The 13568-nt window shown below is 63.0% G+C and carries 12 protein-coding genes and 1 riboswitch; all 12 genes read right to left on the minus strand.

What is annotated here, in order from left to right; translation table 11 throughout:
• Window positions 1–100 precede the first annotated feature (100 nt).
• The 12 genes from thiD to ACFPWW_RS19940 all read right to left on the minus strand — a co-directional run bounded on the left by thiD (window position 101) and on the right by ACFPWW_RS19940 (window position 13562).
• Window positions 101–913 (minus strand): bifunctional hydroxymethylpyrimidine kinase/phosphomethylpyrimidine kinase, encoded by an 813-nt coding sequence (gene thiD / locus ACFPWW_RS19885; protein WP_377313025.1) that lies wholly within the window; start codon window positions 911–913, stop codon window positions 101–103.
• Complete coding sequence (gene thiE / locus ACFPWW_RS19890; protein WP_377313026.1) at window positions 910–1545, minus strand: thiamine phosphate synthase; 636 nt, start codon at window positions 1543–1545, stop codon at window positions 910–912. Before thiE ends, thiD begins: the two co-directional genes overlap by 4 nt.
• Window positions 1542–2342: a hydroxyethylthiazole kinase gene (gene thiM, locus ACFPWW_RS19895; protein WP_112571112.1), complete on the minus strand. Its 801-nt coding sequence runs from the start codon at window positions 2340–2342 to the stop codon at window positions 1542–1544. Before thiM ends, thiE begins: the two co-directional genes overlap by 4 nt.
• Window positions 2343–2393: 51 nt before the next feature.
• Window positions 2394–2492, minus strand: a riboswitch (TPP riboswitch).
• A 192-nt stretch (window positions 2493–2684) separates the two neighbouring features.
• Window positions 2685–4208 (minus strand): aldehyde dehydrogenase (NADP(+)), encoded by a 1524-nt coding sequence (locus ACFPWW_RS19900; RefSeq protein ID WP_112571110.1) that lies wholly within the window; start codon window positions 4206–4208, stop codon window positions 2685–2687.
• 200 nt (window positions 4209–4408) lie between these two features.
• Window positions 4409–5446, minus strand: coding sequence for an endonuclease/exonuclease/phosphatase family protein (locus ACFPWW_RS19905; RefSeq protein ID WP_377313027.1), 1038 nt, complete (start codon window positions 5444–5446; stop codon window positions 4409–4411).
• An 11-nt stretch (window positions 5447–5457) separates the two neighbouring features.
• Window positions 5458–6567, minus strand: coding sequence for a sn-glycerol-3-phosphate import ATP-binding protein UgpC (locus tag ACFPWW_RS19910; RefSeq protein WP_112571106.1), 1110 nt, complete (start codon window positions 6565–6567; stop codon window positions 5458–5460).
• 13 nt (window positions 6568–6580) lie between these two features.
• Window positions 6581–7495 (minus strand): ABC transporter permease subunit, encoded by a 915-nt coding sequence (locus ACFPWW_RS19915; RefSeq protein ID WP_377313028.1) that lies wholly within the window; start codon window positions 7493–7495, stop codon window positions 6581–6583.
• A 10-nt stretch (window positions 7496–7505) separates the two neighbouring features.
• Window positions 7506–8390, minus strand: a complete 885-nt coding sequence (locus ACFPWW_RS19920; RefSeq protein WP_112571102.1) for a carbohydrate ABC transporter permease — start codon at window positions 8388–8390, stop codon at window positions 7506–7508.
• 127 nt (window positions 8391–8517) lie between these two features.
• Window positions 8518–9876: an extracellular solute-binding protein gene (locus ACFPWW_RS19925; protein WP_112703072.1), complete on the minus strand. Its 1359-nt coding sequence runs from the start codon at window positions 9874–9876 to the stop codon at window positions 8518–8520.
• A gap of 523 nt (window positions 9877–10399) precedes the next feature.
• Entirely contained in the window at window positions 10400–11248 is an 849-nt protein-coding gene (locus ACFPWW_RS19930; RefSeq protein ID WP_112703073.1) for an HpcH/HpaI aldolase/citrate lyase family protein, read from the minus strand.
• Window positions 11245–11697, minus strand: a complete 453-nt coding sequence (locus tag ACFPWW_RS19935; protein WP_112571095.1) for a MaoC family dehydratase — start codon at window positions 11695–11697, stop codon at window positions 11245–11247. The genes ACFPWW_RS19930 and ACFPWW_RS19935 overlap by 4 nt, the downstream gene beginning before the upstream one ends.
• Entirely contained in the window at window positions 11697–13562 is a 1866-nt protein-coding gene (locus ACFPWW_RS19940) for an acetyl/propionyl/methylcrotonyl-CoA carboxylase subunit alpha (RefSeq protein WP_377313029.1), read from the minus strand. The genes ACFPWW_RS19935 and ACFPWW_RS19940 overlap by 1 nt, the downstream gene beginning before the upstream one ends.
• Window positions 13563–13568 lie beyond the last annotated feature (6 nt).

The following is a 13568-nucleotide window of genomic DNA, read 5'->3' on the forward strand; positions in this document are numbered from 1 at the left end:
CAGGCTTTTTTGCCTGATGCCCCTGCTCAACTGAGGGTAGGCAAAACAAAGCGGCCCGGATTGACCGGGCCGCTGTCTATTATCGGATTTGTGATCGGGATTAGAGTGCGGCGTCTTTCCACAGGGCGTGGAAATGATGGACAGGCCCATGGCCGGAGCCGACCGTCAACTCGCCCGCGGCGGCGACTGCTTGAGCAAGATAGGTTTTTGCAGTCGCGACAGCCGCTTGCGGCAAAACACCCTTCGCGAGTTCGGCAGCAAGCGCACTGGAAAGGGTACAGCCCGTTCCGTGCGTATTCTTCGTAGGAACACGTTTCGCCTCGAACCAATGCAGACCGGAGGCAGTCGACAGAACATCGGGGCTTTCGTCGCTCTCGAGATGCCCGCCCTTGACCAGCACCGCGGCCGGGCCGATAGCGCGCAGACGCTCAGCCTGCGAGGCCATCCGCTCGCGGCTTTCGGCAACTTCCTCGTGCAGAAGGGCTGCGGCTTCCGGCAGGTTGGGCGTGAGCAGCGTGGCAAGCGGCAGCAGGTGCCGCGTCAGCGCATCGACAGCCTGGGGGTCGAGAAGTGCCGCTCCGCCTTTGGCGATCATGACCGGATCGACGACGATGGGAATGCCGCGATGAGGCGCCAGCGCCTCGGCGACCGCTTCGGCAATGCCGGCATTGGCGATCATGCCGATCTTGACCGCATCGACGCGCACATCGGCGAAGACCGCCTTGATCTGCTGGGAAACGAACTGCGGCGGCACGAGATGCACACCGGTTACACCCCGCGTGTTCTGCGCCGTCAGTGCCGTCAGCGCCGCCATGCCATAGACGCCGCGGGCGGAGAAAGCCTTCAGATCGGCCTGGATGCCGGCGCCGCCGGAAGGATCGGAACCTGCGATGGACAGGACGTTGCGGATCATCGGCCGGCCTTTCTGATTTCTTTGGCGATACGGATCGTCGCGGCCTTCGGGTCCGGCGTACCGCAAATCGCCGAGACGACGGCAAGCCCATCGGCGCCTGCTGCAAAGACGGAAGCGACATGTTCGCTCTTCAGGCCGCCGATCGCAACCGTGGGAACCGGTGCCGCTTCCACCGACTTCGCCAACCCGTCGAAGCCGATCGGCTGCTTGTGGTCGGTCTTGGTGGGGGTGGCAAAGACCGGCCCGATACCGGCATAATCGACGATCCCTGGATCAATGGCCGCTGCCAGAGCCTCCGTCTCCACCGACAGGCCGAGGATCATGTCCGGTCCGATCATTGCGCGCGCGGCGGCCGGTCCCATGTCGTCCTGGCCGATATGCAATCCATCGGCGCCGATCGCAATCGCCGCCTCCGCGTCGTCGTTGACGATCAGCAATGCGTCGGTGCCCTTCAAGACCTCCTTCAGGGCAAGACCGGTCTCGATCAGCCTTGCCGTCCCGCCATGCTTGTCGCGAAGCTGCACCATCGTCGCGCCGCCGGCCACGGCAAGCCGTGTCGTCTCGACCATGCCGATGCCAGCGCAGAGATCGGGATCGAGAACCAGGTAAAGGGAAAGATCGAAGCGTTTCATGCGCCACCGATCCTGACTTTTGCGTCCAGCGTTTTGCCATCGAGCGCACAAAGCGCATCGAGGAAGCGCCACGAGAACGAGCCGGGGCCGGTCGCTTCCTTCGCGGCCTCCTCGCCGGCGACCGCGAAAGTGGCAAGCGCTGCGACAGCGGCTGCGAAAGGATCTGCCGGAATGGTGGCAGCAAAGGCGCCGGTCAGGCAGGTCAGCGAGCAGCCGAGCGCGGTCACCTGCGGCATCAGCGGCGAACCGCCTTCGATGCGCAGCGCCTGCGCTCCGTCGGTCACGAAATCAACGACGCCGGTAACGGCGACGACCGTTCCATGCCGTTCGGCAAGCAGCCGCGCGGATGCCTCGGCCTGTTCGACCGGGTCACGGCTGTCGACGCCCTGGCCGCGGCTTTCGCCGCCGGCGAGAGCGATGATCTCGGAGGCGTTGCCGCGGATGATCGTCGGGCGAAGCGCCAGCAGATCGGCAACCGCCTTGCGGCGGAAGGACGTTGCGTAGTGAGCGACCGGATCAAGGACCCACGGCTTGCCGCCCGCATTCGCGGCCGTTGCCGCCGCCTGCATGCCGTCGATCCATTGGGTGGAAAGCGTGCCGATATTGATCGTCAAAGCTCCGGCGATCGCCGCAAATTCGCCCGCCTCTTCGGCGGCGTGAACCATGGCGGGCGACGCTCCGGCAGCAAGCACCACGTTGGCGGCGATGTTCATGGCGACATAATTGGTGATGCACTGCACGAGCGGCGGCTTTGCGCGCATCGCCGTCAACAGTGCCCCGGGTGTCTTGTTCTCCATCGTACCCCTTTCAGGCGGGGCAGGCGCGGGAACGATCATGCGATGAAGCAGATTGTGACCCGAGCGACTCCCTCCGCCGGCATTATCCGGTTCAGGTTCGAAGGGTGCTTCTCAGCCCGTTCGTGCAAACGGGCGCCCCTGTCTCTCAACGGCACTCTTTCTTGCAGAGAATGGAGCCAATGTCACTGGCAAAATGACGGTTTTGCGAATGCGGATCCGCGCATGCTGACGCTGCACCGGCCTTAAGATGGATGTCTCTTTCCAGCCGTGCTGGGGCTTGCCGGCCTTTCGACAGTCTCTTCCAAGGAGACTGCCCTATGGAGGCCGGCAGGCCCCGGCCGATCACCGCAGCGGAGCCGGAAGCAGCTCGGTCGTAAAGTCCTGATACGAAACCGGGCGCAGGAACCTGTAGATGGCGAGCGTCCCGACCGACGTCGACCTGCCGTCGGCCGTTGCCGGATAGGGGCCGCCGTGGACCATCGCGGGCGATACTTCCACACCGGTTCCGAAGCCATTCACGAGCAGGCGTCCGGCAAGCATTTCCAGCTTGGGAACGAGGCGCTTCGCGTCCGGCTCGTCTTCGCTCGCAATATGCAGGGCAACGGTCAGCTGACCTTCGAGACCGTCGAGGACGCGTTCGAGTTCAGCGAAATCGCGGCAGCGCACGATGAGACCGGCTGCACCGAAAATTTCGTCCTGAAGCTCATGATGCGCCAGGAATGCCGCAGCCGTCGTCTCGAAGAGAGCGGCCGTGCCTTCGAATTCGCTGCCGGGCTTGCCATTGGCGACAAGGCGGACTTCGGGATGTTTTTCCAGCCGGGCGACACCATCGCAGAATGCCTTGGCGATGGAGCCCGTCAGCATCGTCTGGGCGCTGACGTCAGGCAGAAGCTCGCGTGCCCTGGCAATGAAAGTATCCAGACCCTCGCCATCGACGGCAAGAATGAGGCCGGGATTGGTGCAGAATTGTCCCGCACCCAGAACCAGCGAGCCCACGAAGGCGGTCGCGATCTCTGCCGCGCGGGTCTTCAGCGCATGGGGGAAGAAGATGACCGGGTTGATGCTGCTCATTTCTGCATAAACCGGGATCGGCTGCTTGCGCTCGGACGAGATCTTCATCAGCGCCGTGCCGCCCCGGCGTGAGCCGGTGAAGCCGACGGCTCGGATCCTGGCATCGGCCACCAGCTTCTGCCCGACCTCGAAGCCGGTATCGAAAAGAAGCGCGAAAGTGCCGGCATGCAGGCCAGCCTTGGCGACGGCGCGCTGCACGGCGCGGCCGACCAGTTCCGATGTGCCCGGATGGGCGGAATGCGCCTTGACGACGACAGGGCATCCTGCCGCCAGCGCAGACGCCGTGTCACCGCCGGCGACCGAGAAGGCGAGCGGAAAGTTCGATGCGCCGAAAACGGCGACCGGGCCAAGGGGAACGTTGCGCAGGCGCAGATCCGGCTTCGGAACCGGCTTGCGGGAGGGATCGGCACCGTCGAAACGAAGTTCCTGGAAGCGGCCGTCCCGGACCTCCTTCGCAAACAGCCGAAGCTGTCCGGTGGTGCGGGCACGTTCGCCTTCCAGGCGCCCGCGTGGGAGCCCGGTCTCCGCCATCGCCCGCACGATCAGTTCGTCACCGATCGCTTCGATCTCGCTGGCGATCGTTTCAAGGAAGGCCGCCCGCGTTTCGAGATCGGTTTCCCGGTAGGAGGCGAAGGCTTCCCATGCAGCCCTGGTCGCCTCCTCGACGTCTTCGGCAGAGGCGCCGCCAAAGGAAACGGGCAAGGGCGTCCCGGTGGCTGCCTCGATGCCGTAGAGTTCCCCGCGCGTGCCGCGCTTTTCCGATCCCGCGACGAGCAGGCTTCCATTGATAGTCATGACGGATTTCCTTTCAAACAGACTCGGCGACTATATAGGCGCTCGCTTTCTCAATTTCACGACATCTTTCCCCAAAGTCGCAGCGAAGAGGACCTCTCTGGCAGAAGCATCGTCGGGGAGACATTCCGCAGGGAATTCGGGGAAACGGCAGGCCGCCTTTCGGCGGGCCTGCCGGGCTGCGGCTCTTTGTCCGTGGCTGATCAGCGCGTGGAAAACCGGGCCCTGACGAGGTCGTGGTCCGAGATCGCTGCACCGTCGGCATCGACGGCGGGAACGGTCACGGCTTGGCTTGCCGTGAGCCCGCGGGTGAACAGCCAGTCAAGCCGGGCGAAAGGCGGCTGCGGAGTGCCGTCCGGGCGCGTGCGCTGCGTGAGCGCGAAGTCGTTGGCTGCCTCCCAGCGGTAGCCGGCTTCGGCAAGCAGGCCGAACAGCGGCTCGTGGGCTTCCGGTTCGCGCGTGCCGGCCGGAAGGCTGTTGGTGTTGAAGTCGCCGCCGATCACCACAGGCAGGTTTCCGGCCAGCTTTTCAACGGCCGCGATCAGCCTGCGCGTCTGCCCAGCGCGATCTTCGATATCGGTCTTGCTTTCCAGATGCACACTGACGGCGAGGATCGGCCCGAGTGAAGTCTCGATCCTCGCAGCAATCGCCATGCGTCCGCCGATCCGGCCCTGACCGTCCTTCGCGTCCGTCCACCAATTGCCGCCATCGTCGAGGCGGATGAGTGCGGCGTCCGTCAGCGGGAGGCGCGACAGCAGCGCATTGCCGTGAAAACCGACTGCGTTCGTTTCGCCCTTGTGCCATTCGCGCTCGCGCGAATCCCCGAGATCGAGCTCGATGAATTCCACGCCGAAGACATAGGACATGCCAAGATCGCGGGCGAGATCGGCAACGGTATGGCGGTTGCCGGCGCGTGCCATGCCGAGATCGGCCTCGGTCAGCAGCAGGATATCGGCACCACTTTGGGAAACGAGTTCGACCGAAGGCGCGTGGTACTTCAGACGTTCGGCATTCCACGCAGCGACGACGATGCCGCTGGCCGCTTCAATGCCGCTATCGGCATGGACCACTTCGATCGTCGAGAGGGCCGGCTGCGTCGCAGCCAGCCGGTCATGTTCGGCTCGCGTCAATGCTGCGGCCCGTGCCTCGTCGAAGAAGGCGGCTGACGGGGCGGCAAGCGCTTCCACGGCAACCGCAACAAGGTTGCGGTCGCCGGTGGCGAGATCGGAAAAATTGCTCATGGCTGGCAGGCTCAGGCGTCGACGGTCTTGGCGTTCGCGCGAGCCGGGGCGACGAGGCCTGCGCCGGTGTCGGCCGAATAGAGATGGATCGAATCCTGATCGATCGCGATGCCGATCCGGTCGCCGGTCTTCAGCGAGACCGAACCGGTCATCGCGACAGCGAAGGGCAGGCCATCGAAATCGGCATGCACGACGCGGCTCGCGCCCAGTTCTTCGATGAAATCGGCGGTGGCGACGAGTGCGCCGGGTGCATCCGGGGAAACGAGGCGGGCGGCTTCGGCACGCACGCCGAGCACGACGCGCTGGCCGGCAAGCTGCTTGCCGCGTTCGGCCGGAAGCGCGACGCTGCGGCCTTCGTCATAGATGAAGGTGCCGTTTTCGTTGACGCGGCCCTCCAGCAGGTTCATGGCCGGGGTACCGACGAAGCCGGCGACGAAGCGGCTTGCGGGATAGTGGTAGACCTCTTCCGGCGTGCCGACCTGTTCGACATTGCCGGCATTCATGACGATGATGCGGTCGGCCAGCGTCATGGCCTCGTTCTGGTCGTGGGTCACGAAGATCGAGGTGGCGCCGAGGCGGCGGTGCAGGCGGCGGATTTCCGCGCGCATGGCGATACGCAGCTTGGCGTCGAGATTGGACAGAGGTTCGTCGAAGAGGAAAACCTTCGGCTCGCGGATCATGGCGCGGCCCATGGCGACGCGCTGGCGCTGGCCGCCGGACAGGGCTGCCGGTCGGCGTTCCAGGAAGGGCTCGAGGCTGAGCGCCTTGGCGACTTCGGCGATGCGGCGGTCGCGCTCGGCTTTCGGCACGCCCGAAACCTTGAGCGCGTAGCCGATGTTTTCGGCAACGCTCATGTGCGGATAAAGCGCATAGTTCTGGAAGACCATCGCGCAGCCGCGTTCGCGCGGCTCAAGCTGGTTGACCACGCGGCCGTCGATGGCGATTTCGCCGCCGGTGATTTCTTCCAGGCCGGCGATCATGCGCAGAAGCGTGGACTTGCCGCAGCCGGACGGGCCGAGGATGACGATGAATTCGCCCGACTGGATTTCGAGATCGACGCCGTGAACGACGGCGTTCTTGCCATAGCTTTTCTTCACGCCACGGATGGAGATCGGTGCCAAGGGTCTGTTCCTTTCACTTCTCGGTGGAGATTAGGCCGCGCACGAACCAACGCTGCATCAGGATGACGAGGATCAGCGGCGGCGACATGATGATCAATGTTCCGGCCATGGCGACGTTCCAGTCGGGCAGGCCGAATTCGGAGGGAATGAGCGTCTTCAGCTGGGTAACAGCGATACCGAAGCTCGGATCGGTGGTAATCAGAAGCGGCCAGAGATACTGGTTCCAGGCCCAGACGAACATGATGGTGAAAAGCGCGATCATGTTCGGGCGCGACAGCGGCAGAAGCACGTCCCAGAAGAAGCGGACCGGGCCGGACCCGTCCATCTTCGATGCCTCGGCCAGCTCGTCCGGAACCGTCAGATAGAACTGGCGGTAGAGGAAGGTGCCGGTTGCCGTTGCCACCATCGGCAGGACCAGACCCGGATAGGAGTTCAGCAGGCCCCATTCCAACTTGACCTGGATGCCGGTGATCTGTGCGATCAGCCAGGTGATGCCGGTCACATCAAGGATGGACTGGAAGGGCTGAAGCGCATTGGCGGCGATCGAGTAGGTCGGCACGATACGCACTTCGAGCGGCAGCATCAGCGTGATGAAGATGATCCAGAAGATCAGGTAGCGGCCGCGGAAACGGAAATAGACGATCGAGAAGGCGGCCATGGCCGAGAGGATCACCTTGCCGGCGCCGACCGTGGCGGCGAAGATGATGCTGTGGAACAGCTTGTTGCCGAGATCGGCGCGAACCCAGGCGGTCTGCACGTTCTCCCAGAAATGGCTGCTCGGAATGAGCGGCAGCGGCACCCGGTTGACCGTCTCGAGATCGAGCGTCGATGCCACGATGACGATCAGGAAGGGCAGAAGTGCGATCACCAGGCCGAGAGCCAGCAGGGTGTAGCAGACGAAATTGAAGATTGGCGTGCGTTCGATCATGTCCGCGACCTCACTTGTAGTGCACGCGCCGCTCGATGAAGCGGAACTGGAAGATGGTAAGCAGGATGACGAGGCCCATCAGGATCATGGACTGGGCTGCGGCGCCCGAATAATCGAGGCCTTTGAAGCCGTCGAAATAGATCTTGTAGACCATGAGTTCGGTGGCGCGCGCCGGGCCGCCCTGGGTCATGACGTCGACGATACCGAAGGAATCCTGGAAGCTCTCGGTAATGTTGATGACGAGCAGGAAGAACAATGTCGGGGTCAGCAGCGGCAGCTGGATATCCCGCATGCGGCGCATCGGCCCGGAGCCGTCCATGGCGGCCGCCTCGATCAGCGAGCGGGGGATGCCCTGCAGCGCCGACAGGAAGAAGATGAAGTTGTAGCCGATATATTTCCAGGAGAAGGCGATGATGACGGCGATCATCGCATCCTTGCCGTCGAAAGCGGGGTTCCAGAGACCGGGCCAGACATGGTTGATGACCGACAGAAGGCCGGCTTCCGGCGCCAGGATGAAGCGGAAGGCAAGACCGAGCGCGGGAGCGGCGATCGCATAGGGCCAGATGAAGACCGAGCGATAGATCTTGTGGCCGCGCAGTTCACGATCGGTCAGAAGCGCCAGAATGAGCGCCAGGCCCATGGCAATGGCGGTCGAGGCGAAACCGAAGATCATGCTGCGGGTGATGGAATCCCAGTAGATCGGGTCGCTCAGCAGCTGCTTGAAATTGTCGAAACCGACCCAGGCATTGCCGCCGCCCCATGGCTGCTCGAGCGTGAACGCCCAATACAGCGCCTGCGCGCTCGGCCAGTAGAAGAAGACGAAGATCAGCAGCAGCATCGGAAATGCGAAGAGAAGGCCGATCGTCGTCGAGGAGAAAGTGACGCGCTTTTCCATGAGTGGTCGTTTTCGCCCTGGTTTGGTTCTGGCGCGGACGGCGATCGCACCGCCGCAGCCGGTAGGGAGTTTACAAAGACGCACCCGGCGCGCCAGAAGCGGGCCGGGTGCGGCTCATATCAGTCGATTAGGGCAGCTGAACGCCCTTGTAGGTCTGCTGGAAGCGACGCAGCAGCTGGTTGCCGCGGTCGGCAGCGGAATCGAGCGAAGCCTGTACGTCGGCATTGTTGACGAAGATTGCCTGCAGGCCGTTGGCGATTTCGGTACGGACCTGGAGCAGGCCGCCGAGGCGGATGCCCTTGGCAGACGTGTCGCCGGCCGGGGAGGCGGTCAGGCTCTGAATGGCGAGTTCGCGACCGGCATAGGGAGCCTTGTCGTAGAAGCCCTGCTTCTTCAGGTATTCGAAGCCCGAGTTACGAACCGGGATGTAGCCGGTGACGGTCGACCAGGTGAGAGCTTCTTCCGGCTTTGCGATGAAGTTGAAGAAGGCAGCGGCAGCCTTGTATTCGGCGTCCGAATGACCCTTCAGAACCCAGAGCGAAGCGCCGCCAACATAGGAGCTGTGACGGGTTGCATCGCCGTAGGTCGGGAGCATGGCAACGCCCCAGTTCATGCCCTGCTTGGCGGTGCGGCCGATATTGCCGTGGTCGCCGACCGAGGTCAGGATGACCTGGCAATCGCCGGCGGCGAAGGCTTCGACGAAGGTCTGGCCGACAGCCTTGTTCTTGATGACGGCTTCCTTGGCGTCGTACCAGCCCTTCAGGTCCTTGACGAAGTTGACGAGCATCGGGTTCTTGTTGAACACCAGCTCGGCGTCGAGGCCTTCAAAGCCGTTCTTCTTGGTAGCGATGGGCTCGCCGTTGACGGCTTCGAACTGCTCGATGAACTGCCAGACTTCGTTGTTGGAGATGTCGAAGCCGAGCGGGCAGGCGTAACCTGCGTCCTTCAGGGCCTTGAAATCTTCGCCAGCTTCCTTCCAGGTGGCCGGAGCATGGTCCTTGCCGATCTTGGCGAAGGCGTCCTTGTTCCAGTAGAGGAGGGCGGTCGAGGAGTTGAAGGGGAACGAGTACATGTCGCCCTTCGACGTTGCGTAATAGCCGGCGATACCGGAGAAGTAGTCGTTCCAGTCAACGTTGTAGCCCATGTCGGTCATGAGCTTATTGGCCGGGTAGTAGGCGCCCGACAGCATGATGTCGAGCGTGCCGGCGTCGGAAACCTGTGCGATGGTCGGCTGCTTGCCGGCGCGGAAAGCGGCGATCGTGTTCTGCAGCGAGGCGTCGTAAGAACCCTGGCTGGTGCAGACGACTTCGTAGTCGTTCTGCGACTTGTTGAAACGGTCACACTGTTCCTGAACGCGCGTGGCGATATCGCCCGAGTTACCGAACCAGAAGTCGATCTTGGTCTTTTCGGCAGCAGCGGCGGGACCAGCAGCGACGAAAGCTGAAGCGAGAAGGGCGCCTACGGCGCCGAGAAGCTTGGCTTGCATGAGAACCCTCGAAAAATAGGACGCGCCCCCTCTTGAGCGCACGCCCTATTAACTGGTTCAATTTGCGGCCACCAATGAAGTTTCTATGACATGAAAAGAGTAGAAAGTTTCTGTCATAAAATATTCATGTCCAAATTTCGCGAAATTTTCGTTGAATATCGATGCTTGACTTTCTGGCATCTTGGTCGCTGCGGTGGCCTATATTCCAATTATATATGAAATATAGCTAGGATTTGAGATGACTATGTGCCTATTCAATTCTATTAATTGTCGTTATTATTGATTGATTTCAAAATTCACTCGGAAGTTCCATCGGAAAGAACCTGCTATCAAGAGAATTCGACATCGGAAATAGCTTTGCACAGCTGTGCGTTGAGCCGAATAAATGCGACATATGATGTTCAATTTACGACATATGGGTTATTTTGCCTATTTATTGGGCGCTTCAGACCCCGCGAACGGTGTCCCATGTCCCTGCGTCTGCCGGTTTCTCGCGGTCGCCCGGCAGAGCCGAGAAGGACAGTCATCCTTCATCTGATCGTTTTCCCGCCTCCAGAATGCGTTTTGCCAGTTTCAGATGCGGCAGGTCGAGCATGCGTCCGTCGATCTGGACGACGCCGCTGTCAGGCGAAGCCGCGAAGGCGCTCGCGACTTTTTCCGCCCAGGCGATCTCCGCAGCGTCGGGTGTGAAAGCGTGGTTGATCGGTTCGACCTGGCTCGGGTGGATCGCCATCATGCCCGAGAACCCGTCGCGCCGCGCACGCGCGGCATAGGTCGCGAGGCCGCCGAGATCTCGGAAGTCGGGATAGACGGTCTCGATGGCGGGAACCGTGGCGGCATGGGCGCCAAACAGCACCAGTGAGCGGGCGAGTTCATAGGGGGCGGTGTAGCGTCCGTCTGCCTCGCGGGCGGCGGCGGCACCGATGGCGGCCGGCAAATCTTCCGCGCCCCAGGTCAGTCCGCAAAGATGAGAGGCGACATCCCTGTAGCTGCCGATCTCGAAAATGGCAGCCGGTGTCTCCGTCGCGATTGGCAGGATGGGGACGGCGGATGACAGGCGGCTTGCGAGCCGGCGCACTGACGATGCGCCTTCGGCCTTCGGCAACATGATCGCGAAGGCGTTGATATCCGCAAGTGCCATGAGGTCGTCATCGCAGGCTGGCGTGGCGAGGGGATTGATGCGAACGACGAGCTTTGCATCGGCGGCGCGGCGCGTGACGAAGTCGCGCACGGCCTCCCGTGCCAGCGGCTTGTTCGGCGCAGAAACGGAATCCTCCAGATCGAGGATGACGGCATCGGCGCCGGAGGCGACCGCCTTGTCGAAACGCTCCGGCCGGTCGCCGGGCACGAAAAGCAGCGAGCGCAGCCTCATGATGGCTTCACCTGCAGCATGGCCGTGCGCAGGCACTGGCAGACGATCTCGTTTCGCTGGTTCAGCGTGATATGCCGGAATGTGACGATCCCGGCATCGGGCCGGGAGTTGGAACGCCGGAGTTCCGTCACCTCGGTCTCCACCCGAAGCGTGTCACCGATGAAGACGGGCTTGGGCATCGTCACCTTGTCATAGCCGAGATTGGCGACAAGCGTGCCAAGTGTCGTGTCGCCAACCGAGAGCCCGACGGTAAGCGCGAAGGTGAAAGTTCCGTTGACGACGATGCGGCCGAATTCCGTGCCCGCCGCATAGTCGGCATCGAGATGCAGCGGCTGCGGGTTATGGGAGAGCGCGGTGAAGAGCAGGTTGTCGGTTTCCGTGACCGTGCGGCGGATCTCATGGGCGATGCGGTCGCCGACAGCCCATTCGTCGAAGTAGCGGCCGGCCATCAATCCTCTCCCTTCATGACGCTGACGACGAGCTGGTTTTCTGAAACCCTGGCGCCCACCGAAACCGGCAACTTGCCGACGACGCCGTCAAATGGGGCGCGCAGCGTATGCTCCATCTTCATCGCCTCGACCGTCAGCAGGCGGTCGCCCCTGGCGACGCGGTCGCCTTCCGCGACATCGACGGAAATGACGAGGCCCGGCATCGGCGAGAGGATCGCACCGTCGCCCGCGCCCTGATGCGCTTCGATTTCGCTGGCCGCGGCAGGGCCGATCGGCCAGGCATTGCCGGCATCGAAGAGAACGGTGGTTTCGCCAATGCGGACGGCATTGATGCCGGGAGCGGGGCGGACATGCCCCCAGTAGAGATGATCGCCGACGCGCACACGCGTGCGGCCATCGCTTGCGCCCGCAATGCGCAGTCCGGCGAGCGCCGACCAGGGATCGGTTTCGCCAATCATGGCCAGGGCCGTCGCCGCCCGGTCGATTGTCGCCGCATCCGGCTCTTTCGGCAGCAGGGTCTCGCCGTGGCGGTCGAGGAAGCCGGTATCGACCCTTGCCGCGCGGAAGTCCGCATCGGCGGCGACGCGGGCGAGAAGGCCGGCATTGGATCTTACCGGCCAGATTTCAATGCTTTCACAGGCTTTGACGAGTTTGGAGAGCGCTGTCTGACGATTGGGGCCATGGGTAATGATCTTGGCGATCATCGGATCGTAGAAGGCGGTGATCTCGTTGCCTTCCTCGACGCCGCTATCGACCCTGGCGTCTGCGGGCAGGCGCAGATGATCCAGGAGCCCGATCGACGGCAGGTAGCCGGCAGCAGGGTTTTCGGCGTAAAGGCGAGCCTCGAAAGCCCAGCCTTGCATGGTTATCTCGTCCTGCCCCTTCGGCAGCGGCTGGCCTGCGGCGACCTGCAATTGCCAGAATACCAGGTCCTCACCGGTGATGGTCTCGGTGACGGGATGCTCCACCTGCAGCCTTGTATTCATCTCCATGAACCAGATGCGGTCCGGACGCAGGCCCTCGGAAGCGTCGGCGATGAATTCGATAGTGCCGGCCCCGATATAGTTCACCGCCTTTGCAGCCCTGACCGCCGCCTCACAGATCGAGGCGCGGGTTTCGGCATCGAGGCCGGGTGCGGGTGCTTCCTCGATTACTTTCTGGTGCCGGCGCTGCAGCGAGCAGTCGCGCTCGAAGAGATGAACGCAATTGCCGAAACGGTCGGCGAAGACCTGTACCTCGATATGGCGCGGATTGGCGATATAGCGCTCGATCAACACGCGATCGTAGCCGAAGGAGGAGGCCGCCTCGCGGCGGCAGGAAGCGAGCATCTCGGCGAAGTCTTCCGGCCGATCGACGCGGCGCATGCCCTTGCCGCCGCCGCCGGCGACGGCTTTGACAAGCACGGGATAGCCTGTCGCGTCCGCTTCGGCCGCAAGCCTCTCGTCGCTCTGGTCGGCGCCCATATAGCCCGGTGTCACGGGCACGCCGGCCGTCTGCATCAATTGCTTGGCTGCATCCTTCAGCCCCATGGCGCGGATGGCCGCCGGCGGCGCCCCAACCCAGATGATGCCGGCATTCTCGACGGCTTCGGCAAATTCGGCATTTTCCGACAGGAAGCCGTAGCCGGGATGGATGGCTGCCGCACCGGTCCTGCGGGCGGCTTCCAGAATGCGCGCCTGCGAAAGATAGCTCTCGCGTGCAGGCGCCGGGCCGATGGCCACGGCCTCGTCCGCCTCCGCCACGAAGGGCAGGCCGGCATCGGCTTCGGAATGGACGGCAATGGTGCGGATGCCGAGGCTTTTTGCCGTGCGGATGATCCGGCGGGCGATTTCGCCCCTGTTGGCAATGAGAAGGCTCTCCATCATCGCGCC

Source organism: Rhizobium sp. GCM10022189, from assembly GCF_042656325.1.
GTDB lineage: Bacteria > Pseudomonadota > Alphaproteobacteria > Rhizobiales > Rhizobiaceae > Rhizobium.

Coding starts and splice junctions, on each gene's coding strand:
- thiD (WP_377313025.1), bottom strand. CDS start 913: ATGATCCGCAACGTCCTGTCCATCGCAGGTTCCGATCCTTCCGGCGGC.
- thiE (WP_377313026.1), bottom strand. CDS start 1,545: ATGAAACGCTTCGATCTTTCCCTTTACCTGGTTCTCGATCCCGATCTC.
- thiM (WP_112571112.1), bottom strand. CDS start 2,342: ATGGAGAACAAGACACCCGGGGCACTGTTGACGGCGATGCGCGCAAAG.
- ACFPWW_RS19900 (WP_112571110.1), bottom strand. CDS start 4,208: ATGACTATCAATGGAAGCCTGCTCGTCGCGGGATCGGAAAAGCGCGGC.
- ACFPWW_RS19905 (WP_377313027.1), bottom strand. CDS start 5,446: ATGAGCAATTTTTCCGATCTCGCCACCGGCGACCGCAACCTTGTTGCG.
- ACFPWW_RS19915 (WP_377313028.1), bottom strand. CDS start 7,495: ATGATCGAACGCACGCCAATCTTCAATTTCGTCTGCTACACCCTGCTG.
- ACFPWW_RS19920 (WP_112571102.1), bottom strand. CDS start 8,390: ATGGAAAAGCGCGTCACTTTCTCCTCGACGACGATCGGCCTTCTCTTC.
- ACFPWW_RS19925 (WP_112703072.1), bottom strand. CDS start 9,876: ATGCAAGCCAAGCTTCTCGGCGCCGTAGGCGCCCTTCTCGCTTCAGCT.
- ACFPWW_RS19930 (WP_112703073.1), bottom strand. CDS start 11,248: ATGAGGCTGCGCTCGCTGCTTTTCGTGCCCGGCGACCGGCCGGAGCGT.
- ACFPWW_RS19935 (WP_112571095.1), bottom strand. CDS start 11,697: ATGGCCGGCCGCTACTTCGACGAATGGGCTGTCGGCGACCGCATCGCC.
- ACFPWW_RS19940 (WP_377313029.1), bottom strand. CDS start 13,562: ATGATGGAGAGCCTTCTCATTGCCAACAGGGGCGAAATCGCCCGCCGG.